The sequence below is a fragment of the Cupriavidus taiwanensis genome (assembly GCF_900249755.1).
Lineage (GTDB): Bacteria > Pseudomonadota > Gammaproteobacteria > Burkholderiales > Burkholderiaceae > Cupriavidus > Cupriavidus taiwanensis_D.
Genome location: NZ_LT976854.1, coordinates 751,197 through 773,606 on the forward strand (window position 1 = coordinate 751,197; position 22,410 = coordinate 773,606).

The 22,410-nt window shown below is 64.4% G+C and carries 20 protein-coding genes; 7 read left to right on the forward strand and 13 right to left on the reverse strand.

The features are described 5' to 3' along the window. From pyk to CBM2594_RS19235, 3 genes are all read right to left on the reverse strand, one after another. On the reverse strand, positions 1–1,419 hold the full coding sequence (pyk, locus tag CBM2594_RS19225; RefSeq protein ID WP_116358406.1) for a pyruvate kinase: 1,419 nt from the start codon (positions 1,417–1,419) through the stop codon (positions 1–3). Positions 1,420–1,431: 12 nt separating this feature from the next. Further along, entirely contained in the window at positions 1,432–2,703 is a 1,272-nt protein-coding gene (locus CBM2594_RS19230) for a glycerate kinase type-2 family protein (RefSeq protein ID WP_232346675.1), read from the reverse strand. 156 nt (positions 2,704–2,859) lie between these two features. Beyond that, positions 2,860–3,948, reverse strand: a complete 1,089-nt coding sequence (locus tag CBM2594_RS19235; RefSeq protein ID WP_116358407.1) for a tartrate dehydrogenase — start codon at positions 3,946–3,948, stop codon at positions 2,860–2,862. 140 nt (positions 3,949–4,088) lie between these two features. Here CBM2594_RS19235 and CBM2594_RS19240 point away from each other — a divergent pair, with 140 nt between their 5' ends. After that, positions 4,089–5,012, forward strand: a complete 924-nt coding sequence (locus CBM2594_RS19240) for a LysR family transcriptional regulator (protein ID WP_116358408.1) — start codon at positions 4,089–4,091, stop codon at positions 5,010–5,012. Between the two features lie 85 nt (positions 5,013–5,097). On the opposite strand, the gene CBM2594_RS19245 is transcribed toward CBM2594_RS19240, so the two are convergent. The 8 genes from CBM2594_RS19245 to CBM2594_RS19280 all read right to left on the reverse strand — a co-directional run bounded on the left by CBM2594_RS19245 (position 5,098) and on the right by CBM2594_RS19280 (position 12,859). Beyond that, positions 5,098–6,282: an FAD-dependent oxidoreductase gene (locus tag CBM2594_RS19245; protein ID WP_116359685.1), complete on the reverse strand. Its 1,185-nt coding sequence runs from the start codon at positions 6,280–6,282 to the stop codon at positions 5,098–5,100. Between the two features lie 117 nt (positions 6,283–6,399). Further along, positions 6,400–7,374 (reverse strand): AraC family transcriptional regulator, encoded by a 975-nt coding sequence (locus CBM2594_RS27040; protein WP_116358409.1) that lies wholly within the window; start codon positions 7,372–7,374, stop codon positions 6,400–6,402. 83 nt (positions 7,375–7,457) lie between these two features. Then, positions 7,458–7,832 (reverse strand): VOC family protein, encoded by a 375-nt coding sequence (locus CBM2594_RS19255; protein WP_116358410.1) that lies wholly within the window; start codon positions 7,830–7,832, stop codon positions 7,458–7,460. A gap of 63 nt (positions 7,833–7,895) precedes the next feature. Beyond that, on the reverse strand, positions 7,896–8,498 hold the full coding sequence (locus tag CBM2594_RS19260; protein WP_116358411.1) for an isochorismatase family protein: 603 nt from the start codon (positions 8,496–8,498) through the stop codon (positions 7,896–7,898). Positions 8,499–8,684: 186 nt separating this feature from the next. After that, positions 8,685–9,572: an enoyl-CoA hydratase/isomerase family protein gene (locus CBM2594_RS19265; RefSeq protein ID WP_116358412.1), complete on the reverse strand. Its 888-nt coding sequence runs from the start codon at positions 9,570–9,572 to the stop codon at positions 8,685–8,687. Between the two features lie 2 nt (positions 9,573–9,574). Continuing rightward, a complete protein-coding gene (locus tag CBM2594_RS19270; protein ID WP_198048174.1) occupies positions 9,575–10,456 on the reverse strand; it encodes a MaoC/PaaZ C-terminal domain-containing protein in 882 nt (293 codons plus the stop codon). Continuing rightward, positions 10,453–11,634, reverse strand: coding sequence for a CaiB/BaiF CoA transferase family protein (locus CBM2594_RS19275; RefSeq protein ID WP_116358414.1), 1,182 nt, complete (start codon positions 11,632–11,634; stop codon positions 10,453–10,455). The genes CBM2594_RS19270 and CBM2594_RS19275 overlap by 4 nt, the downstream gene beginning before the upstream one ends. Positions 11,635–11,671: 37 nt before the next feature. Further along, positions 11,672–12,859 (reverse strand): acyl-CoA dehydrogenase family protein, encoded by a 1,188-nt coding sequence (locus tag CBM2594_RS19280; RefSeq protein WP_116358415.1) that lies wholly within the window; start codon positions 12,857–12,859, stop codon positions 11,672–11,674. Between the two features lie 172 nt (positions 12,860–13,031). Between CBM2594_RS19280 and CBM2594_RS19285 the strand changes: the two genes are divergently transcribed. From CBM2594_RS19285 to CBM2594_RS19310, 6 genes are all read left to right on the forward strand, one after another. Beyond that, complete coding sequence (locus tag CBM2594_RS19285) at positions 13,032–14,168, forward strand: CaiB/BaiF CoA transferase family protein (RefSeq protein WP_116358416.1); 1,137 nt, start codon at positions 13,032–13,034, stop codon at positions 14,166–14,168. 34 nt (positions 14,169–14,202) lie between these two features. Beyond that, positions 14,203–14,961, forward strand: a complete 759-nt coding sequence (locus CBM2594_RS19290; protein WP_116358417.1) for a crotonase/enoyl-CoA hydratase family protein — start codon at positions 14,203–14,205, stop codon at positions 14,959–14,961. Next, on the forward strand, positions 14,958–15,971 hold the full coding sequence (locus CBM2594_RS19295) for an NADPH:quinone oxidoreductase family protein (RefSeq protein ID WP_116358418.1): 1,014 nt from the start codon (positions 14,958–14,960) through the stop codon (positions 15,969–15,971). Before CBM2594_RS19290 ends, CBM2594_RS19295 begins: the two co-directional genes overlap by 4 nt. A gap of 28 nt (positions 15,972–15,999) precedes the next feature. After that, positions 16,000–16,965, forward strand: coding sequence for a Bug family tripartite tricarboxylate transporter substrate binding protein (locus CBM2594_RS19300; RefSeq protein ID WP_116358419.1), 966 nt, complete (start codon positions 16,000–16,002; stop codon positions 16,963–16,965). A 139-nt stretch (positions 16,966–17,104) separates the two neighbouring features. Next, a complete protein-coding gene (locus CBM2594_RS19305; RefSeq protein ID WP_116358420.1) occupies positions 17,105–17,737 on the forward strand; it encodes a TetR/AcrR family transcriptional regulator in 633 nt (210 codons plus the stop codon). Between the two features lie 211 nt (positions 17,738–17,948). Beyond that, on the forward strand, positions 17,949–20,186 hold the full coding sequence (locus CBM2594_RS19310; protein ID WP_116358421.1) for a TonB-dependent receptor: 2,238 nt from the start codon (positions 17,949–17,951) through the stop codon (positions 20,184–20,186). A 79-nt stretch (positions 20,187–20,265) separates the two neighbouring features. Here CBM2594_RS19310 and CBM2594_RS19315 read toward each other — a convergent pair whose 3' ends face one another. Next, positions 20,266–21,264, reverse strand: coding sequence for a Bug family tripartite tricarboxylate transporter substrate binding protein (locus tag CBM2594_RS19315; protein WP_116358422.1), 999 nt, complete (start codon positions 21,262–21,264; stop codon positions 20,266–20,268). Positions 21,265–21,437: 173 nt separating this feature from the next. Then, positions 21,438–22,310 (reverse strand): MipA/OmpV family protein, encoded by an 873-nt coding sequence (locus CBM2594_RS19320; protein WP_116359686.1) that lies wholly within the window; start codon positions 22,308–22,310, stop codon positions 21,438–21,440. Between the last annotated feature and the right edge of the window lie 100 nt (positions 22,311–22,410).

The window sequence follows — 22,410 nt, forward strand, 5'->3', positions numbered from 1 at the left end:
TCACTGGACCTGCGCGATGCGCAGCAGATTGGTCGTGCCGGCTACCGTGAAGGGCAGCCCGGCGGAAATCACGATCGACTGGCCGCGCTCGCCAAAGCGTTCCCGGACCACGGTCCGGCTCGCCAGCTCGGTCATTTCCAGCACGTCGACGACTTCATGGCACAGCACGGCGTGGACGCCCCAGGCAAGCGCCAGCCGGCGCGCCGTGGCCATGCGCGGCGTCATGCCCAGGATCGGCACCTCGGGGCGCTCGCGCGCCATGCGCAGCGCGGAATAGCCCGAGCTGGTGTAGGCAACCGTCGCCGGCACCCTGAGCAGTCCCGCCACATGGCGCACCGCGTAGCCGATCGCGTCGGCCGCCTCGGCGCGCGGCGGCGTGTGCGAAGCCTGGATCGCCTCGTGATAGAGCGGATCGGACTCGGTGCGCATGATGATGCCGTTCATCATCTTGACGGCCTCAACGGGGTATCGGCCCGAGGCCGACTCGGCGGAGAGCATGACGGCATCGGCGCCGTCATAGATGGCCGTGGCCACGTCGGAGGCTTCGGCGCGCGTGGGCACCGGTGCGGCGATCATCGATTCCAGCATCTGCGTGGCCACGATCACCGGCTTGCCCGCCTTGCGGCAGGCGCGCACGATCTGCTTCTGCAGCGACGGCACTTGCTCGGCGGGCATTTCCACGCCGAGATCGCCACGTGCGACCATCACCGCGTCGGCTTCGGCCACGATGGCATCCAGGCTCTGGATGGCGGCAGGCTTTTCCAGCTTGGCGACGATGCCGGCACGGTCCTGCACGATGGCCTTGATCTCCCGGATGTCTTCGGGGCGCTGCACGAACGACAGCGCAATCCAGTCCACGCCGAGCGCCAGGCCAAACTCGAGGTCGCGGCGGTCCTTGTCGGTCATCGCCGAGAGCGGCAGCACCACGCCAGGCACGTTCACGCCCTTGCGATCGGACAGTGCGCCGCCATTGACGACCGTGGTCTCGGCGAAGTCGCTGCCGCAACGGTCCACGCGCAGGCGGATCTTGCCGTCGTCGAGCAGCAGCTCGGACCCTTCGCGCAACGCCGCGAAGATTTCCGGATGGGGCAGGCTGACGCGGGCAGCGGAACCGGGAACATCCTTGTCCAGGTCCAGCCGGAACGACGCCTCTGCCGCAAGCTGGACCGGCCCCTCGGCAAACGTGCCGATGCGCAGCTTGGGGCCTTGCAGGTCAAGCAGCACGCCGATAGGGCGGCCGCGTTCCTGCTCGACGGCCCGGATCGTGTCAAGCCGCTGCCGCTGGTCGTCGTGGCTGCCGTGGCTGAAGTTCAGGCGGAACACATCCGCGCCTGCGTCGAACAGCGCCGCGATGATCTCGGGCGTGGTGCTGGCGGGCCCCAGCGTGGCCACGATCTTCGCATTGCGAAGGCGTCTCATGGTGATACTCCATCAGGGGGCGATCAGAATCGCGCGGAAATCGTTGACGTTGGTCAGCGTGGGGCCGGTGATGACGGCATCGCCCAGCGCTTCGAAAAAGCCGTGCCCGTCGTTGTCCGCCAGGGCATCCTGCGGGCGCAGCCCCAGCGCCCAGGCGCGTTGCAAGGTATCGGGGGTGACGATGGCGCCGGCAATTTCCTCCTGGCCGTCGACACCGTCGGTGTCGCCCGCCAGCGCATGAATGCGCGCGTCGCCGCGCAGTGCCAGCGCCAGTGCGAGCAGGAACTCCACATTGCGGCCGCCACGTCCCTTGCCCCGCACGGTGACGGTGGTTTCGCCGCCGGACAGCAGCACGCAAGGGCCGGGGAACAACTGGTGGTTGGCCGATTCGAGGGCCAGCGCGCCGAACACGAGCCCGACGTCGCGCGCCTCGCCTTCGATGGCATCGCCCAGCAGGTGCACGCGGAATCCCGCCTGCCGCGCGACGCCGGCAGCCGCTTCCAGCGCCATGCGGGGCGTGGCGATCAGGGTGGTGTCGATGCGCGGCAGCCGCGCATCGCCGGGCTTGATGGTTTCGGCCACGTCGGCTTCGAGCACGCGCATGACATGCGGGGGCAGCTCCAGGCCGTAGCGGCGGGCGATGTCGAGCGCATCCCGGCGGGTGGTGGGGTCCGGCACCGTGGGGCCCGACGCGATGTCGATCGGGTCATCGCCCGGCACATCGGACAGCAGCAGGTTGCAGACCCGGGCGGGATGGCATGCCGCGGCCAGGCGCCCGCCCTTGATTGCCGACAGGTGGCGCCGGACGCAGTTCATCTCCGCGATCGTCGCGCCGGACTTGAGCAACGCGCGATTGATGGCCTGCTTGTCCTCGAGCGAAATGCCCGCCAGCGGCAATGGCAGCAGCGAAGACCCGCCGCCGGAGACCAGATTCACCACCAGGTCGTCTTCGCTCAGGCCGGACACCCGTTCAAGCATGCGGCGCGCGGCGTCGTGCCCGGCGGTATCGGGCACCGGATGCGCGGCCTCCACCACCTCGATGCGCTCGCACGGCACGGCATAGCCGTAACGCGTGACGACAAGGCCTTCCAGCGCCCACGGCCAGGCGGCTTCGAACGCCTGCGCCATGGCAGCCGATGCCTTTCCGGCACCGATCACGATGGTGCGGCCCTTCGGGCGTTCGGGCAGGTGGCGGGCGATGGTCAGCGATGGCTGCGCGGCGGCGACGGCGGCGTCGAACATGCGGCGCAGCAGTGCCGGGGCTTCGTGTGTCTGGATGTTCATCGTCATCGACCTCAGTGCGTCAGTCCGGCGTGCGCATCGGCGGCGCGCGCGCCGGCCGCCGGCCCGGTCGGGACCGGGGCGCAAAGGTGCGGCAGGGAAGGGCGGGGGCTGAAGGGCCGTCTGCCGCCTTACGCGGTTACGCGGCCTTACGCGGCCTTACGCGGCCTTGGGCTGGCTGCTTGCCGCCAGGAAGTCGCAGACGGCCTTGGTCACGTCGACCGTCTTCGCCTTGCCGCCCAGGTCGCCGGTATGCAGCGCCGGATTGGCGGTCACGGCTTCGATTGCCGCCATCACGCGTTGCGCGGCGGCGTCCTCGCCCAGGTGTTCGAGCAGCATGACCACCGACCAGAACGTGCCGACCGGGTTGGCCAGGCCCTTGCCCATGATGTCGAAGGCGGAACCGTGGATCGGCTCGAACATCGACGGATAGCGGCGCTCCGGGTCGATGTTGCCGGTGGGCGCAATGCCCAGGCTGCCGGCGAGCGCGGCGGCCAGGTCGCTCAGGATATCGGCGTGCAGGTTGGTGGCGACGATGGTGTCGAGCGACTTGGGACGGTTCACCATGCGCGCGGTGGCGGCGTCGACGAGTTCCTTGTCCCACGTGACATCGGGAAAGTCCTTCGCCACCTGCACCGCGACTTCATCCCACATGACCATGGCATGGCGCTGCGCGTTGGATTTGGTGATCACCGTCAGCAGCTTGCGCGGACGCGACTGGGCCAGCCTGAACGCGAAGCGCAGGATGCGCTCCACCCCGACCCGCGTCATCATCGACACATCGGTGGCTGCCTCGATCGGATGCCCCTGGTGCACGCGGCCGCCAACGCCGGAGTATTCGCCTTCCGAGTTCTCGCGCACGATCACCCAGTTCAGGTCTTCCGGCGCACAGCGCTTGAGCGGGCCATCGATACCGGGCAGGATGCGCGTCGGACGCACGTTGGCGTACTGGTCGAAGCCCTGGCAGATCTTCAGGCGCAGCCCCCACAGCGTGATGTGGTCGGGAATCTGGTTGTCGCCGGCGGAGCCGAACAGGATCGCGTCCTTGTCACGCAGCGCATCGAGACCGTCGGCCGGCATCATCACGCCGTGCTTCCGGTAGTAATCGCCGCCCCAGTCGAAGTTCTCGAACTCGAAGCGAAAGCCGGCGCCATGGGCGGCCAGCGCTTCCATGACCTCGCGTCCGGCGGGTACGACTTCCTTGCCGATGCCGTCTCCGGGGATGGTTGCGATCCTGTACGTCTTCATCATTCGTCTCCTGTCTGGTGTGGAAAATCCGTTGGGTGCACGGCATCGTTGCCGAGAGCGTTGGACGAATTCTGGTGGGTGGACGAGGTTTTGGATCGGGGCTAAAGTTAAACCATTCTTAACTTCAGGTTTAAGGTGACATGGCAGCCCATAGTGCAATCCAGCCGGCCGAGCTGGGCTTCTTCGCCGCGCTGGCTACGGCGGGCAGCCTCAGCGCGGCGGCACGCGACCTCGGTATCACCACGGCGGCAGTCAGCAAGCGGCTGGGGCAAATGGAGGCGCGCATCGGCATGCCGCTGGTGATCCGCACCACGCGGCGCATGAGCCTGACCCCCGAAGGCGAGGTGTTGCTCGAGCATGCGCGTCGCATCCTGGGCGAACTGGACGACCTGGAGCAATTGCTGACCAGCGCCAGGGGCCGGCCCAGCGGCCTGCTGCGCGTCAATGCCACGCTCGGTTTCGGCCGCATGCATGTGGCGCCGGTCATCTCCGACTACAGCCGGATGTACCCCGAGGTGGATGTGCAACTGCAGTTGTCAGCCGACCCGCCGCCGCTGACGGAAGATGCGTTCGACGTTTGCGTGCGCTTCGGCGAGCCGCCCGACGCCCGCATCGTGGCGCGCAAGCTGGCGCCGAATCGCCGCTTGCTGGTCGCGTCGCCGGGTTACCTGCGCAAGCACGGGACACCCCAGGTGCCGGCGGACCTGCCGCGTCACAACTGCATTGGCATCCGCCAGGGCAGCGATGCCTACGGCGTCTGGCGACTCACGGCGGTCAAGGGCGCCAAGCCGCGCACCGAGTCTGTCCACGTGCGCGGCAACCTGACCACCAATGATGGCGAGATCGCGGTGAACTGGGCGCTGGAGGGACACGGCATCGTGCTGCGCGCCGAATGGGATGTCGACCGTTATCTGCGCAGCGGCAGGCTGGTGCAGGTGCTGCCGCAGTATGCGACGCCGGAGGCGAATATCTATGCGGTCTATCAGCAGCGGCATCAGCTTTCGTCGCGGATCCGGCTGTTCGTGGAGTTTCTGGCGGAGAGGTTTGCGGCGTTTGGTCGATAGAACCGTTGGCCAGGTGAACTTTCCCCCGCAAGCCGCCTTGCCTGGCCGGGATGAACGATGCCAATGCGGCTGCCTTGATCCTCTGTCAGGCGCGCAGCTCCGGCGGCAACTGGTTGCGCAGCGTATCCATGCGCGCGTAGAAATCGTCCACTTGCCGCTGCGCGGTGCGCCGCATCGTTTCGTTGCGCGACGCCAGGATGGCCGCGTCTTCCTGCGCCCCGGCCTCGCCGACCTTGCGCGAGGTGTCCTGCACGAATTTGCATAGGGAATAGCGGGCCTCGCCGAAGGCTTGCAGCGTGGCTTCGACGCCGGCGTCGCGCGACAGCATTTGCGCCAGCAGCACCGCATCTTCGAGTGCCATCGCGCCGCCTTGTCCCATGAAGGGGGTGGAGGCGTGCGCGGCGTCGCCGATCATGATCACACGGCCACGGTGCCAGGGCAGCGGGGCCGCGACCTCTTCCACGGCGGTGTAGAGTACTTCGGCATCGGCAGACAGCGCATCCAGGAACTGACGCGCGGGGCCACCGAACTCCGCAAAACGGGCTTGCATCAGCGCCGGCCAATCGCTCCGCGCATACCACTGCCCGGCGGGCTCGGGCAGCGTGCCGAACAAGTACAGCTGGTCATCGCTGATCGGCATGATGCCCAGCCGCTTGCCGGTACCCATCATCATGATCTTTGCGGTGAGGTCCTCCGGTCGCCTGTGCACGCTGCGCCAGACGCCGAGTCCGGTATAGACCGGTTCCAGCGGGCCCGCGACCAGCCGACGGATGTCCGAGCGAATGCCGTCGGCCCCCACCACAAGGTCGTAATGGTCGGAGGTGCCATCGGAGAGGGCAACGGTGACGTGGCCTGGCGTTTCCTGGTCGATGCGCACGGCAGTGGTACCCAGGCGGATATCGACACGCAGGGCATTGAGCCGGCTGGCGAGGATCCGATGCATTTCGGCCCGGCGAATACCGACGATCGGCGCAATCTCCGGATGACGGGACGGATAGAACGTATCGGTGATCGGTTCGCCGCGCTCGTCCAGGTAGATATTGCGGCCATCGGCAATGGCGAAACCGCTCGACATGATCTCCGGCAGCACCCCGAGGCTGCCGAGCGCGGCAAGTCCGTTGCTATAGATGAAGATGCCCGAACTCTGGAATCGCCATTGCTGCTGCTTTTCCAGCATCGTCACCCGCACACCTGCCTGCGCCAGCGCAATGGCCGCCGCGCAGCCGGCAATGCCGCCGCCCACGATCAGCGCGTGTTCTACCTGCTTCATGCCCATGTCTCCTTGCCCGCCTGCGAAGGCGATTGCGCAGGATTATTGGGCAGCGGCCATGCCTGCTCAACCTCCGGAACGCCGGATTTGGGCACCGGCCGTCCGGATCGGCAGGCGTCAGGGTGCCGATGCGTCGCGCTGATATTGCGTGGGCGATACGCCAATCCAGCGTTGGAAGGCGCGCGAGAATGCCTTCTCGGATGCATAGCCCGCCGCTTCGGCAACCTCGGCAACCCGCGCGCGCGGCTGGCGCAGCCGCTCTGCGGCCAGGTTCATGCGAAACGCACGCAGATATTGCATCGGCGGCACGCCCAGCAGCGCGCCAAAGCGCTCGGCGAACACCGTGCGCGACAGGTAGGCCACGGCGGCGAGCTGGGCGATGCTCCAGTCGCGTTGCGGCGCCTCGTGCATGGCCGCAACCGCGCGCGCTATGCCAGGATCGTCGAGGACGTTCGGCATATGCTGGCGCCGGTCGACGGGTTTGCGCAGATGCTCGCCCAGGATATGCACGAGCAGCAGGTCGCCCATGCGTGCCGCCGACAACTGCCAGCCCGGACGCTGCGACAGCGAGTCCTGCACTAGCAGTTCCATCGTGTTTGCCAGCGTGTGCGCCAGCGGACGCTCGCCGGCGCGCAGCACGATCAGCGGCGGCAATTCCGCCGGGATCGCGCCCACGTCAAGCGCGGGCATCCACAGGTGAAGCGAAAACAGCTGCGTGGGCGGCGCGTCCGCGCTGCTGCCGTCCGCGCAATAGGTCAGTTCGATCGGATGATCGCCGTGGCGGCCGGTCATATGCGCCTTCAGCAGATCGGCGAAGGGCACCACGCCATCACCGGGATCTCGGGTCGACGACACCGTATGCGGCGTGCCGCGCGGCAGCATGACGATATCGCGCGGGCCAATCTCTACCGGCGTGCCGCCATCGGTGCAGATCCAGTAGCCGGCCCCGGTACACATGCGGATCAGCGCGCCCTCGGTGCCGGCCGAATGCAATGCCCACGGTGCGTGCAGGCGGAAGCTTGCCGTCACGGCGCGTTCGGCCTTGCATGCGGAAAGGATGCGGCTCAGGACGTCAGGCGGTCCGAGATTCATCGTCGGGAGAAGTGGGGCGCAAAGAGATGTCGGATTCTAGCTTAGCGTCCTCCATTGCCCGGCGCGCGCCTGCGCCGCAAGGATCACGCGCCAGCCGCGTGACAAACCACCTCGATATTGTGCCCGTCAGGACCAATCACGAATGCCGTATAGTAGTCCGCGTGATAGTGCGGCCGCAGTCCGGGCGCACCATTGTCCCTGGCTCCGGCGGCTAGCGCTGCGCGATAGAAAGCATCGACCTGCTGCCGGCTCTCGGCGACAAACGCCAGGTGCAGGTGCGCCGGCTTTTCCTCGGTCTGGAACAGGCATAGCGACGCCTTGCCCTTCGCGCTGAGTTCGACACCGTACGCCGGCGGGCCCTCCGACACCACTGCCACACCGAGCGGAGCCAGTGCCTCGAGAAAGAACGCCTTGCTTGCTGCATAGTCGCTGACGCCGAATTTGACGTGGTCGAACATGGGGGCTCCTGAAGCGTTCTTGTACCAGCGTTGTGCCGCCGGCTGCCGAAATTCCGGCAACGGTCACGCAAGTAGTGACAAGGCATCCGCGAGCGACAGCACCGTCGTGCGCGAATCGAACGCGGTCGAAAACAGATGGTCGTGCACGACCTGGTCGGGGTCGTAGCAGCAATCCTTGACCGTGAACAGGCGAAAGTCCGCATCGCTCGCATACGCCACCGATGACAGCACCACGCCGGTCGAGGCAATACCGACCATCAGCAGGGTATCGATGCCCTGCGCGGACAGCCGCACCTGCAGGTCGGTACCAAAGAACACGCTGGCGCGATGCGCGATGATCAGCGGCTCGCTGTCCTGCCGGCCAAGTTCGGGAGAGATCTGGTCGTTGACGAACAGGCCCAATTGCTTGATTCCCTGCCCATTCCGGTTCAATGGGCTGACTTCGGGATAGCCCGGGCTGAAATGGATCTTGGCGAAATAGACGCTGACGCCGCTGGCACGCGCCGCGTCGCACAACCTGCGGGTGTTGGAAAGCAGGGTGGGGGCGACAGAGGGGAAGAGGGCCAGGATGTCGGTCTGGTAGTGCATGACTACCAGGGCCGTTTGCGATGGAACGATGGGCGGGGTCTGGGCGCTCATGATTTGCGTACCGGCGGGCTTTTCCATGTCCTGTTTGGGCTCTGCTGAATCGACGGGGCCATGTTCCATGGGGGCGAAATCGGGCTACGCGATAAAGATGATGAACCACTCTACCATGGCGATAACGGAACGCGCGGTGGTATGGCGTTTGGGTGACTATCGAAAGCTTGGTGGGTAGTTGCGTGCGCCATCGGAGGAGCGGTTACCGAGCGACTAGTCTGGCGCAATATTGCGTCCCTTCGCACGCGCAGCAGCGCGCGTCGCGAAGAACAGTGCCGCAAGCTCCTTGTGCTCCGGTGTTTGCACGCAGCGCTGGAAAGCCTCGTGCTCAGCTTCAATCCCCTCGCGCAGCGGTAGCTTGGTGGATGCCAAAACCAGTTCGAGTATGTGCTCGTGAGCCGGCAAAACCCGACTGCCATCAACGAGTCGCAGGCGTGCCAGCTTGAGCGCATTTGCGGTGTTTTCGGTAGCCCGGGCGCGGATGGCGCCGGTCCGCCGCAGCGGGAGTTTGCCACGCGCCAGCTCTTTCGCCCGGGTCAATGCTTCATCCAGGAGTTGATCGTCCGCGACAATTTCGTCTATTAGCCCAAGGGTGCGTGCTTCCTCTGCTCCGATCGCGCGGCCAGACAGGATCAGGTCGAACGCATGTTCAAGCCCTACCAGTCTGGGCAGCCGTTGCGTACGCCCGCCGCCAGGTAGCAGCCCGAGTCTGACTTCGGGAAGGCCAAAACGTGCAGAACCAGCGGCGATTCGCATATGAGCCCCCATAGCAAGCTCCAGTCCTCCCCCAAGCGCGAAGCCGGCCACCGCAGCCACGACGGGTTTGGAACCATCCTCGATCAACGCGGCAACTTCGCTGGTAAATGGCCGGCGACGGGTTCCATTGAACTCACGTATGTCGGCGCCACCGGAGAATCGGTCCAGGTGGCCATAAATGACGATTGCGAGGACGTCATCGTTTGCCTGTGCCTCGGCGATGCGGTCGAACAGGGCTTTTCTTACGTGGTTGCTCAAGGCATTGACCGGTGGATTCTCGATGGCAAGCAAGAGGATGCCGTGTCGGTCTTCAGTTCGTATCGCTCCTGTTTCCGGCCGTTCCATACCTAACACTCCCTCGCGGACTTCTCCCGGTCGAAGAACGTCGCAATCCCATCGTCAATGACAATGTTCCTGGTCCGGAGGGAGGTGCAGCGGAACAGTGCTACGTCGCTCTCATGCCAGACCTCCGTCTTCAGGGTGTCGCCGGGATACAAGACGTCAGCGTACCGTGCGCCGATACTGCGAAGAACGGGCAGCCCTCCTGGCCAGCTCCGTCCTGTCGCCAGTGCCGCGATGCCAAGATTGCAAAGCCCGTGGAGAATTGGCCGTTCGAAGCCAACTTCACGCGCCACATCAGGATCGGCGTGGAGGGGGTTGAGGTCCCCAGACAGCCTGTAAAGAAGCGCCTGATTCAGATCAGTCTTCCATTCGGTTACATAGTCGGCCGCTCGCCGAGGAAATCCCGGATGGCATCTGCGCACGGGCTTCTCGCCGCCGAAGCCGCCATCTGCTCGTGCAAGTGCCTGTGCCCTGATGGTTCCGACTTCCTCGCCACTCTCTTCGTCCAGCACGACCCGGCGCCAATGAATAACCGCGCCACGTCCCGGACCTCTGTCGTAGACGGCGTCGACTGTCGTTCGCGCGCGAACTATTCCGGAGGGGCCGAGAGGCCTGGATAGGACCATGTCATGCGAGATCGCAACAAGTTGTTCCCAGTGAATACTGGCACGGGGGTCACGCATCCAGTCGGAGGAGGCCGCTAGCACCGCCAATTGTGTCGGTACCGGCACCAAATCGCGTTCGTATATATGGCCGAGATCGGCATCGGTCTCTTGATTGCCCAGGCCAAGTCCAAGCGCGTACAGAATGCAGTCCTTCGTTCCGTATTCCTGCCGGCGCTCTGGAATGTCAAGGTCGACGAGCCTGCGAATATCGGGCGCAGTCAAGATTGGCATCCGGTCGCGGGCTTGGACGATGTCAGCGCACCGAGGATCTCCTCTGTGTGCTGGCCGAGCAAAGGTGGCCCGCGGTGAATCGACGATGGCGTCGACGACAGATGCATGGCATTCCGTGGCATCAAGAGCTGTCCTTCGGACTCGTGCTTGAACACTTGGAAATAGCCGGTGTCTGCCAGGTGCATGTCCGTTCGAACGTCCTCCAACTCGTTCGCGGGGCCGGCAGGAATATCTGCTGCGGCGAAGTCGTCCAGCCATGCATCTCGCGTTTTAGCCTTGAGTGCGCTTTCGACAAATTCGTACAGCTGCGCGACGTTCTTCATGCGTTTCCCGATGGTCGCGAAGCGCTCATCGGTGCGCAGGTCACTTCGTCCGATAAGCTCGAACAGTCGGTGCCACTGCGCGTCGGTATTGGCGATGATGCAAAGTGGCCGGTCGCGGGTCATGAGCGGCCGATGAACTTCGCTGAATACCCGTCCATATCCGATGGACGCAGCGGTCTGTCCAGGGGCCGGAACGAATACATGATCGGCCATGTGCTCGAGCAGATTGAACCCGACCATTGTCTCGAACATCGGAAGCTGGACCTCTTGCCCCGTTCCTGTTCGTTCGCGATGCAACAAAGCGGTCATGATGGCGGAGTACAAGTAGACGCCACATAGCTTGTCGGCGAGCAGCATCGGGGTGTAACCGCTCTGGCCACTCATGCGCCGGTTTAGCCCCGTCACCCCGCCCAAGCCTTGAATGACGTCGTCGTATGCGGGTCGGTCAAAATAGCGACCGCCTTTGCCAAAGCCCTGCGCCGTAGCGTGAACCAAACGCGGGTTCAGCGATGAAAGATTCACGTAATCGATGCCGATCCGCTCGGCGGCGCCGCTCCGCATGTTATGGACGACCACGTCGGCGCCGGCAATCAGTGAGCGAAGCGTTGCCCTGCCGCTCGGCTGCTTCAGGTCGAGCACCACACTGCGCTTGTTCCGATTCAGGTTCAGGAAGAATGACCCCATTCCGGGGGAGCGCATCTGGCCAATGCCGCGCGTCGGATCTCCTTCCGGCGCCTCCACCTTGACAACGTCCGCCCCCATATCGCCGAGCATCTGGGTAGCCACTGGCCCCAGCACGAACGTACTGATATCGATGACGCGAATTCCCTCGAGTGCCCCTGCCATGTGTTGGTCTCCTTTATCGTTCTGTATGCGTGTGCAGTCAGCCCCTGTGGGCTTTGATGATGCCACTACCGATAATGAGGCGCTGCACCTCGCTTGCCCCTTCGTAGATCCTTAGCGCACGCACGTCGCGATAGAGCGCTTCGACCTCTTCGCCTGCCCTGACACCTGCGCCCCCCCAAAGCTGCACGGCGGAGTCCACTACACGTTGAGCGGATTCGGTCGAGACCAGTTTCGCCATGGCTGCCTCGCGAGCGGTCGGCGTCCCCTGATCCCGCATCCAGGCGGCACGGTAGACCAGGAGCGCCGACGACTCTACCGCGGTGGCCATATCAGCAAGCGTTGCCTGGGTCAGTTGCATGTCACCAAGTACCGTACCAAACATTGCGCGAGATAGTGCGCGTTCAATGCCCAGCCGGAGGGCTTTCCTTGCGAATCCCAGTGCCGCGGCGGCCACCGAGGTACGGAAAATCTCGAGCGTGCGCATGGCGAGCTTGAAGCCTTCGCCCTCGCTTCCCAGGCGCATGCCGGCGTCGACATAGCACTCATTGAAGCGCAGTCGTGCCAGGGGGTGTGGTGAAATGACATCGATTCGTTCAACGATCTCCAGGCCTGGCGTGTCTGCGTCGACAATAAAAGCAGAGATTCCCGCCGATCTCGCAGTGCCTGGTTCGCGTGCGAACACGACATAGAAGTCCGCAATGCCGCCATTGGAGATCCACATCTTTTCGCCGTTGAGGACATAGCCCCCTTGGCGGGAAGCCGCCTCGCAGCACATGCCGCCCACATCCGAGCCTGCGTTCGGCTCCGACAGCGCAAACGCGGCAATGCGGTTGCCTCTCGCCACGTCATCCAGATAGGCCGACTTCTGCCTGGCTGACCCGGCCAGCGAAATTGCGCCAGACCCAAGGCCCTGCATGGCAAAACTGAAGTCCGCGAGCGGGCTTGCCTGGGCGAGGAGTTCGCGGGCGAGGCAGAGCGAGCGCGAATCGATGCTTGCAGTGCCCGACTCGTCCCGGCGAGGCACGCAGAGTTCGAGGATGCCTGCTTCTCCGAGACTGCTCACCAACGATCGGCAATGCTGGTCGATGTCGGCATTGGTCTTGGGTGCAGGACAGGAGGCGAAGGCGCTCTGCGTCCATGAAACGACTTGTTCTGCCGCATCCCGATGCCTGGCGTCGAAGAATGGAAGATTGAGATGATCTAGGGTCTGGTGTGAGGGCTTCATGTGACGAAAGTGGCTTGGCAGCACTACGGGGCATCCGCTGTTTGCGACCGACCGCACGACCGCGATTCGGGCTTGACCAAAAACATACTACTGCGTAGCATTATTTTCAAGCGCGCTGTGTGTGGCGCAATCCGAAGCTCCGCGCGGCGACGAATTCTTATATGGAGACACCATGGCACTTCCTTTGGAAGGGATACTGGTAGTGGCTGTTGAGCAAGCCGCCGCCGCTCCCTACGCCTCATCGCGCCTGGCTGATGCTGGCGCCCGTGTGATCAAGATCGAGCGCGCCGGCGGCGACTTTGCCCGTGGTTACGATTCGGCGGTGAACGGCGACAGCACGTATTTCGTATGGCTGAACCGGGGCAAGGAATCGATTGTTCTTGACTTCGCCAAGCCCGGAGATGCCGAGCTGTTGCAGCGCATCATTGGTCGGGCGGACGTGCTCATCCAGAATCTTGGCCCGGGGGCGGCAAAGCGTGCCGGCTTCGGCTGGGAAGAGATGCGCGCCCGTCATCCGCGTCTGATTACTTGCGACATTACGGGCTATGGCGAAGAGGGCCCGTATGCCGGAATGCGCGCCTATGACCTGCTCGTGCAGGCAGAAAGCGGCATCGCATCCGTTACTGGCACCCCCGAGGCTCCCGGCAGAATTGGCGTTTCCGCCTGCGATGTTGCAACCGGCATGTACGCTCATGCGGCCATTCTGGAGGCATTGCTGCAACGCGAGCGCACGGGAATCGGAAGCGCCATCCATGTCTCGCTTTTTGACGCAATGAGCGACTGGATGACCGTGCCGCTTCTGCACTACGAGTACGCAGGCATGATCTGGCCCCGCGTAGGTTTATCCCATCCCACCATCGCTCCCTATGGGGCCTTTCCGGTCGGCGCCGCCGTCGGCGATGAAGAAACCGTGCTGGTCGGGGTTCAGAACGACGGTGAGTGGAGCAGGTTTGCTCAGGACGTGCTCAAACGCCCGGATCTGCTTGAAAGGCCCGAATTTTCCACCAATCTTGCACGCGTGGAACACCGCGCGGAGCTGGATCAGGAAATCGTCGCGATTCTCGCGACGATGACGAAACTGGAAGTCGTTGAGGCGCTGAAGGCGTCGCGCATCGCTTTCGCTTCTGTCAATGACGTTACGCAGCTGTCGACCCATCCCCAGCTGCGGCGCGTCACTGTCCCGACGGCGCATGGGGAAGCCAACCTGGTGGCGCCGCCCGCCATTTTTCGCGGACAGTCGCGCACGCTTGGAGATGTCCCCGGTCTGGGGCAACACACCACGGCTATCCGCGACGAGTTTTCGAAGTGATTCCTTCTGGTCTAACGCTATTGGTGTCGCAGTTATGAAAGAAAAGATCCTGACTGAAAAGAACGGTGCGGTAACAACCATTGTCATCAACCGCCCGGAAGTGCGCAACGCGCTCGACCGTGAGGCGACCGCAGCCCTCGGTGCAGCGATTCGTGCCTTCGAAAACGATGATGAAGCAAGCGTCGCCGTGCTCTGCGGAGCGGGAGGCGCGTTCTGCGCTGGCGCGGATCTGAAGGAACTGGCGGGCGGAGCGGAATACGATGCTTGGGCCGGATCGGGCGGCCCGCTGTCCAGGCCGGCACGCAAACCGGTTATCGCGGCAGTTGCAGGCCACGCATGCGCTGGAGGGTTAGGCCTGGCGCTCTGGTGCGACATCCGCGTTGCCGAGGAGTCGGCCTCCTTTGCGGTGCTGTCACGTCGATGGGGGGTGCCCATGAGCGACGGTACAACGGTCAGGCTACCGAGGTTGATTGGTACCAGCCGGGCGCTGGACATGCTGCTGACCGCCCGCATGGTGTCCGCCGAGGAAGCCTTGCAGATGGGCCTGGCAACGCGTGTGGTACCCGATGGGACCGCACGGGCAACCGCCGAGGCCCTGGCCGCGACGATTGCCGCTTTCCCCCAGATTGCCATGAACTCAGATCGCGAATCCGTGTACCGGCAAGACGGCGAGGCCATGAGCGACGCGCTCACTATCGAGGCCGAACTGGCCGAGCGTGCCAAGCGCATCGAAGCCAAAGCGGGCGCAATCCGCTTCGCCACGGGGATGGGCCGCCACGGAGCCGCAGCATGAAAGCAGTCGTCTGCCACCGGCTTGGCCTCGACCATACCGAGTTGACCGAAGTCGATCCGCCGGGCATGCGATCGGACGGAATCCGAATTCAGGTCCATTCGGCCGGCGTGAGCTTTGCCAACCTGCTCGTACTGGAGGGCAAGCATCAAAACCGCTGGGATCCTCCGTTCACGCCAGGGACCGAGATCGCCGGCATCGTGTTGGAATGCGGAGACGAGACCTCGCTCTTTAAGCCAGGCGACCGGGTGGTAGCGGGCGTCCGTATCGGGGGTTTTGCCGAGCAAGTCGTGGCCCCGGAGGCCACGGTGTTTGCCCTGCCGGATGCAGTCGGCTTTGACGCGGCAGTGCAGTTTCCGACTATCTACGCGACGGCGTACGGTGCGCTCAAATGGCGTGCAAACGTTGCGGCAGGGGAAACACTGCTGGTGCATGGCGCTGCGGGGGGCAGTGGTTTGGCTGCGGTCGAGGTCGGAAAGAGGCTCGGCGCGCGCGTCATCGCTACAGCAGGCGACGCCGGCAAACTCGAGGCGGCCCGGCGTCACGGCGCAGACGTCACGGTCAATTACCGCACCGAGAACTTCCGCGATGTTGTTCTCCGCGAAACATCTCAACGCGGTGCCGATGTCATCTTCGATCCGGTGGGCGGTGACACCTTCACCGAATCGCTGCGATGCATCGCTCCGGACGGACGAATCATTCCGATGGGCTTTGCCGGCGGGACGATTCCGCAGATTCCCGCCAATCTGGTGCTGGTCAAGAACGTCTCTGTCATCGGAATCTATTGGGGCTACTACATGGGTTGGGGCAAGCAAGCACCGCCGGCCTCCATGCAGGACCGTGTCCGCGGCGCATTCGATGAAATGTTGGGCTGGGCTGCCGCGGGAAAGCTCCGTCCCGAGACCTATGCGACTTACCCGCTTGCGCATTTCAAAGACGCACTCGGGGCGATTACGGAGCGCAAGGTGATTGGCAGAGTCGCCTTGCATCCGCAAACAGCTTTCCGAGCATGACCTGACACAACCCGAAGAGGAGACAAAGATGAAACAGTACATGGCAATGATGGCATTGGCCGGCATCTCGCTGATGCCTCAAGCCGCCTTTGCCCAGGGCGGCTACCCTGATCGGCCAATCAAGCTGGTAGTGCCCTATCCCCCTGGATCCGGAACGGATACGGTAGCTCGCTATGCGGCAAGGCGCATGGAAACCGCACTTGGCAAGCCAGTCGTGATCGAGAACAAGCCGGGAGGCAACGCAATCATCGCGGCGCAAACAGTCGTCAATGCGCCGGCGGACGGCTACACATTGCTTTGGGCCGCAAACGGACCGGTGACCACTAATGTCGCCCTCTACGAAAAGCTGCCATATAACCCGCTTACCGACCTTGAACCTGTGGCGCGTCTCGCGTATTCGCCCATGGGCGTCTATGTGCCGGCGGACTCCCCCTTCAAGACGGCGGAAGACCTGTTTGCAGAGGCAAAGAAGGTGCCTGGCAAACTCAACTATGGCAGTGGCAGTGCGACTTACAACATTGCGACCGAATGGTTGATGTCTTTGGTGGGGGCCAAGGCCAACGCGATCTCCTACAAGGGAAGCAGCCCTACCTTGACCGATCTGGCCGGCAAGCAGGTGGACTTTGCCATCGCCGAGTACAGTGCCGGACTTCCTCTGGTCAAGGGCGGCAAGCTGCGCATGCTTGCGCTAACCTCTGATCGCCGCATGAAAAGCGAACCGGAAACCCCGACGCTCCAGGAGCTTGGATACAAGGAGTATTTCCAGGTGGCATGGTGGGGCATCTTTGCACCCAAGGGTACGCCCAAGGCCGTTGTGTCCCGGCTCGAAAGTACGCTTCTGACGGTATTCAAGGATGCGGAGACAGCTCAATACCTCGAGCAAAACAACTTCAGTGCGTTCACTGGCACGGCTGAACAGCTTCGCGCTTTTCAGAAAGCCGAGATTGATAGAGAGTCGAAGCTGGTGAAGCGTTTCAATATTCCCAAGCTGTAATCGAGGCTACGCGGCGCTGCAGGGAGCGGCGTCGCCGAAGTGAATCTGATATCTTTGCATCCCTTGATAGACGTCGTCTGCCGTTGTTCGTTGGACAAGCGGGCGCCGCCGTGAATCAAAAACCAACAGAGCATTTCTTATGGGGCGCAAACGTCAGATCGGAACGCCAGAAGGCGATGAGAAGCAACTCGCCATTCTTGATGCCGCCGCGTCGGTCTTCATGAAGCTTGGCTTTGCCGCCACCTCGCTTGACGACATCAGCGATAGCTATGGCGCGACCAAGGGGATCATCTATTACCATTTCCGCAGCAAAACGATATTGTTTTTTGCGGTCCAGCGTCGCGCCATGGAGCTGACCAGGGCAGCCATCGAGCCGGCTGCCAGTTCGGAGGCCCCGGCCCGCCAGCGTCTCGAGTCCATGGCATTCGCTCATTCGCTCCTGATGATGGAGCATCTGGATTATCTTCGGGTTGCCGCCCAGGGCCTGGAGTTGCAATTGGGCGGGCGCACCACGGAAGAAGAGCGCGCTGAGATCAAGCGCATTACTGCGCTGCGCGATGGTAACGAACGCCTGTACCTTCAGGTCCTGGAGGAGGGTGTGGCCAATGGGGAGTTCCGCGAAATGGACGTCCGGATCGTGGTCAAAGCGCTGCTTGGCGCATTGAACTGGACGTCACGCTGGTATCAACCCAGGAAAAGCGAGACCAGGAAGGATCGCGAAGCTATCGCTGCGGAGATTGCCCGATACGCCGTCAACGGGTTGAATCGCTAGGTCACACGAAGTCTTGGCTGTGTTTCTCCTCGAAGGCGTGAGAACACGCTTGTTGGTCCAAAGCAATTGGACCGGCCTTCCCGCTGCAGACTGTATGCGGCCCATGACATAACGTGCGCAGCACCAGCGCTTGCTAACACAATCAGGAATCATTATCATTCCCGGTTTTGTTACAAATCATTAAAACCCTCTGCGCGCGCCTGCTGCCACCATGCAATCCCTTCCGGCCACCCCTATCCGTTTCGCCCTTCGTCCCCGCCCGCTGTCCCTGCTGATCTGTGCCATCGCGGGCACCATGCCGCTGGTCTCCTTCGCACAGGCCCAGTCCCAGGCTCAGGCCCCGGCCGCGTCGGTGGAAGCGGGCAGCCTGAATGCCGTGGAGGTGCGTGTCGACCGGATCAAGAGCGACCTGGTCAACCCGATGCGGCAGGTCACGGTGATCGAACGCGAGGAGCTGGACGAGCTTCGCACGGGTTCGACCAACCTTGCCACCATGCTCAGCAAGGTCATCCCGGGCATGGCCGATTCCAGCCGTACGGTGACGGATTTCGGCCAGACGCTGCGCGGGCGCAGCGCGCTGGTGCTGGTCGATGGCATCCCGCTGAACACCAACCGCGACTCGGCGCGCAACCTGGCCACCATCGACCCGAGCAATATCGAGCGCATCGAGGTGCTGCGCGGCAGCAGCGCGCTGTACGGGGCGGGGGCCAGCGGCGGCATTATCTCGATCACCACGCGCCAGGCCGGCGGGCCGCCCAGCGCGGACACCACGGTCACGCTGGGCACGCCGCTGACGCGGCTGAGCAGGGAAGGGCTGAGCGCCAATGTGCAGCAGCATTTTTCCGACAGCCAGGGGCCGATCGACTATGCCTTCCACCTGGGCGCGCAGCGCATCGGCAGCCCTTACGATGCCGAAGGCCACCGCATTGCGCCGGAGCCCAGCCAGGGCGATCTGTTCGATTCCAACGTCTACAACCTGAGCGGCAAGCTGGGCTGGCGCATCGACGGCCAGCAGCGGCTGCAGTTGAGCGTCAGCCGCTACCAGGCGAAGCAGAACACCGACTATGCGTCCGATCCGTCGGTCGCGCGTGCGCCGGCCGGCTCCACCGCCGCGCGCGCGATTCGCGGCCTGCAGCTGGAGAACCAGAACGAGCTGCGCAATACCGTGGTCAACCTGGACTACCAGCACCAGGACCTGTTCGGCAGCACGGTATCGAGCCAGTTCTATTACCGCGATTACTTCACGCGGTTCCCGCCGTTCGATGCGCGCGCCGTGGCCACGCGCGGCGGCAATGTCGACCAGATCAGCCAGAACAGCGACGTGTTCGGCGGCCGCCTGACCATCAGCACGCCGCTGGGCAACGCCAAGGCCACCAAGCTGCTGTGGGGCGCCGACTACAACCAGGAGCGCAGCGACATGCCGCTGGACCTGTTCGACCCGCGCGCCTACGACAGCAGCGGCGGGCTGGTCTTCAACCGCATCGGCACGGCCACCTACATGCCGCCGCTGACCACGCGCAGTGGCGGCATCTTCGGCCAGCTGCAGCACAAGTTCAGCGAGCAGTGGTCGGCCGAGGGCGGCCTGCGTTATGAGCGCGCCAGCGCCAGCTTCGATGATTTCGTGCCGCTGTCGCAATCGCGCGCGAGCAACCCGGCCACGGTCAAGGGCGGCACGGTCAACTATGGCGCCTGGCTGTTCAACCTGGGCGCGGCCTATGCGCCGGTCAAGGGCCAGGAGTTCTATGCCTCGTTCAGCCAGGGCTTCCAGTTGCCGGATATCGGCCTGCAGGTCCGCAACGCGCGCGCGGGCTTCGACATCAATTCGTCCAGCCTGGACCCGGTCAAGACCAACAACTATGAAGTGGGCTGGCGCGGTGCGCTGGGCAATACGCTGGCGAGCGTGGCGCTGTTCTACACCACGTCCAAGCTGGGCGACGTGCAGAGCTTCAACAACGGCCTGATCCTGACCCGTACCGAAGAGCGCATCGCCGGCGTGGAAGCGGCGGCCGACTACCGCTCCGATGACGAGCGCTGGGGCGCGGGCGGCACCATCACCTGGATCAACGGGCGCGAACGGCCGCAGGCCAGCGCCGGCTTCCAGGACATGACCGGGTACCGCATCCCGCCGCTCAAGCTCACGGCCTACCTGCAGTTCCGGCCGGTGAGCCAGTGGAGCAACCGCGTGCAGCTGAGCTACTACGCCAGCCGCGATTACCGGCTCAACGGGCAGAACAGCTTCGGGCGGCGCGACGTCAGCAGCTATACCACGGTGGACCTGATCAGCCGCTATGAGCTGACGCGCAAGGACACGATCACGGTCGGCATCGAGAACCTGTTCAACCGCAACTACTACCCGCTGTACAGCCAGCTGCTGCGCAACAGCAACAACACCAGCCGGCTGCCGGCGCCGGGCATCACGCTGACGGCGATGTACCAGCACCGCTGGTAAGCGCGGCGCAGCGTGGCGGCTGCCGCGGTGGCGCTTGCCGCCGCCAGGCACCTGCCACGCTTGCCGCAAGCCCGCTGTCTTAGTCCAGCGTAATCTTCCCGGCCTTCACGATCTCCGCGTACCGCTTCGTATCGCGCTCGATCAGCTTGCGGAATTCTTCAGGCGTGCCGCCCACCGGCACAAAGCCCAGGTCGGTCAGCTTCTTCGTGACTTCCGGGCTGCGCGTGGCCGCGGCGATTTCCTTCGCCATGCGCGCGACGATCGGCTGCGGCGTGCCTGCCGGTGCCAGCAGGCCGGTCCATGAACTCATGACGAAGCCGGGGAAGCCGGCTTCTTCCATGGTCGGGATATTGGGCTCGCCCGGCCAGCGCTTGGCGGAAGCGACGGCCAGCACGTTGATCTTGCCGGACTTGACGTGCGGCATTGGCACCAGCAGCGGGTCGAACGCCACCGAGACCTCGCCGGACACCAGCGCGGGCAGGATCGGCGCGCTGCCGTTGTAGGGCACGTGGGTCAGCTTGAGCTTCGACTCCATCGCCAGGCGTTCGCCGGTCAGGTGGGCGGAGCTGCCGACGCCGCTGGAGCCGAAGGTCAGCGTGTCGGGATGCTTCTTGCCGTAGTCGACCAGCTCGGCTACGGTCTTGACCGGCAGCTTCTTGCTGGCGAACAGGAACAGCGGCAGCTCGGCCATTTCGGCCACCGGCACCAGGTCGGCGGGCTTGTAGCTGAGCTTGGAATACAGCGACATGTTGGCGCTGTAGGCGGCCAGCACCGAGACAAAGGTGTAGCCGTCCGGCGCCGAGCGCGCGGCGACGCCGACGCCCAGCGTGCTGTTGGCACCGGGCTTGTTCTCGATGATGATGGGCTGGCCCAGCCGTTGCGAGACCTGCTCGAAGACGACCCGCGACACCGTGTCGGTGGAGCCGCCCGGGGTGTAGGGCACGATCACCTTGATCGGCTTGGCCGGCCAGTCGGCGGCGAGGGCAGTGGGGGCGGTGTGGAGGGCGGCCACGCCGGCGGCGGCGATGGCGATGGAACGCGCGCTGCGCGCGACGCGATGCTTGATGCTGGACTTCAACTACGTCTCCTTCTTTGGCATGCTTGGCAATCCCCTGGCGGGGGCTGCGGCCGGAACTCCGGCTGGCCAATTATGCGGGACGCAGTGGACACGCAGCCGCGCCAGGGGCGGCTGAATGGCGGGGGCAGGCCATCCAATGTGCGATAGCCGAACCAGCCAGGCCGCGACGCTCGTCAGAATTCGTAGTTGACCGACAGGTCGAACACCGCGTTGGTCCGCTTGCGCGTGATGGGGCTGTCGGCCGCATCGCCCGCCAGTTGCGACACGGCCACGTCCGAGCTGGCAAACCAGTGTTTGGCGAAGTACCACACCGAGGTCACGCCGAAGCCGTATGACTTGATCCCGCCGCGCGCGTGGTACTGCGGCCGGCCGGCGCGCGCCTGCGCGGCGCTGACGCCGTACCAGGCGTTCATGTAGCGCGAGTCGGCCAGCGTGACGGTGGGGCCGGCGAACCAGAAGAATCGTTCGGAGCTGCCGGGCAGCGGCATGTAGGCGCCGATGTCGCCGATCCAGCCGTCGCTGCCGCCCAGGCTGCGGCGCGCATCGATGCGCAGCACCAGCGGCAATGCCTTCGAGACCGCGTATTCGGCGAACAGCTTGCCTTCCGGCGCCGGGTTGATATTGCCCATGCCGTCCAGGTGCGGCGAGTCGTTTTGCCCGCGCCGGCCCAGGTTGTAGGTCAGCGCGATGCCCGCGCGCCAGTTCTTGCCGCGCAGCACGTTCACGCCGAGCCCTTCGCCGATCGACGCGAAGGCCAGGTCGCGGTAGCGGATATCGATGCTGGGGCCGCCGACCACGATGTACTCGGACGAGCCGTCGTAGCGCGGCCGCAGCATCGCCGCGGCGCCAAGGCGGACCTGCCAGTCGGGGATGTCGTCGACGAACAGCTTCTGCAGCGGAATGCCGGCGGAGAACTGCCATTCGGCCAGCGGTGCCGGCGTCTGGGCGCTGGTCAGGCCCGGCGCCAGCGCCGCGCCGGCGGCCAGCAGCAGCGCGATGCACGAGTACGGACGCGGTGGAATTCGCTCGGTCACGGCAGCCTCCATGCCCGCACGGCGGGCAGTCAGGTTGCGGGCGCGGGAGCCCGTGGGCGACATCTTTCCACCGGATCGCGGCCGGCGCAACTGGCGCGGCCCGCGTGGATGC

Bases quoted from the DNA above. Each gene is read 5' to 3' on its own strand.
- CBM2594_RS19240 (WP_116358408.1), top strand. From the start codon at position 4,089: ATGGCAGCCCATAGTGCAATCCAGCCGGCCGAGCTGGGCTTCTTCGCC.
- CBM2594_RS19285 (WP_116358416.1), top strand. From the start codon at position 13,032: ATGGCACTTCCTTTGGAAGGGATACTGGTAGTGGCTGTTGAGCAAGCC.
- CBM2594_RS19260 (WP_116358411.1), bottom strand. From the start codon at position 8,498: ATGGAAAAGCCCGCCGGTACGCAAATCATGAGCGCCCAGACCCCGCCC.
- CBM2594_RS19275 (WP_116358414.1), bottom strand. From the start codon at position 11,634: ATGGCAGGGGCACTCGAGGGAATTCGCGTCATCGATATCAGTACGTTC.
- CBM2594_RS19310 (WP_116358421.1), top strand. From the start codon at position 17,949: ATGCAATCCCTTCCGGCCACCCCTATCCGTTTCGCCCTTCGTCCCCGC.
- CBM2594_RS19300 (WP_116358419.1), top strand. From the start codon at position 16,000: ATGAAACAGTACATGGCAATGATGGCATTGGCCGGCATCTCGCTGATG.
- pyk (WP_116358406.1), bottom strand. From the start codon at position 1,419: ATGAGACGCCTTCGCAATGCGAAGATCGTGGCCACGCTGGGGCCCGCC.
- CBM2594_RS27040 (WP_116358409.1), bottom strand. From the start codon at position 7,374: ATGAATCTCGGACCGCCTGACGTCCTGAGCCGCATCCTTTCCGCATGC.
- CBM2594_RS19235 (WP_116358407.1), bottom strand. From the start codon at position 3,948: ATGAAGACGTACAGGATCGCAACCATCCCCGGAGACGGCATCGGCAAG.
- CBM2594_RS19320 (WP_116359686.1), bottom strand. From the start codon at position 22,310: ATGGAGGCTGCCGTGACCGAGCGAATTCCACCGCGTCCGTACTCGTGC.
- CBM2594_RS19290 (WP_116358417.1), top strand. From the start codon at position 14,203: ATGAAAGAAAAGATCCTGACTGAAAAGAACGGTGCGGTAACAACCATT.
- CBM2594_RS19305 (WP_116358420.1), top strand. From the start codon at position 17,105: ATGGGGCGCAAACGTCAGATCGGAACGCCAGAAGGCGATGAGAAGCAA.
- CBM2594_RS19245 (WP_116359685.1), bottom strand. From the start codon at position 6,282: ATGAAGCAGGTAGAACACGCGCTGATCGTGGGCGGCGGCATTGCCGGC.
- CBM2594_RS19280 (WP_116358415.1), bottom strand. From the start codon at position 12,859: ATGAAGCCCTCACACCAGACCCTAGATCATCTCAATCTTCCATTCTTC.
- CBM2594_RS19255 (WP_116358410.1), bottom strand. From the start codon at position 7,832: ATGTTCGACCACGTCAAATTCGGCGTCAGCGACTATGCAGCAAGCAAG.
- CBM2594_RS19265 (WP_116358412.1), bottom strand. From the start codon at position 9,572: ATGGAACGGCCGGAAACAGGAGCGATACGAACTGAAGACCGACACGGC.
- CBM2594_RS19295 (WP_116358418.1), top strand. From the start codon at position 14,958: ATGAAAGCAGTCGTCTGCCACCGGCTTGGCCTCGACCATACCGAGTTG.
- CBM2594_RS19230 (WP_232346675.1), bottom strand. From the start codon at position 2,703: ATGAACATCCAGACACACGAAGCCCCGGCACTGCTGCGCCGCATGTTC.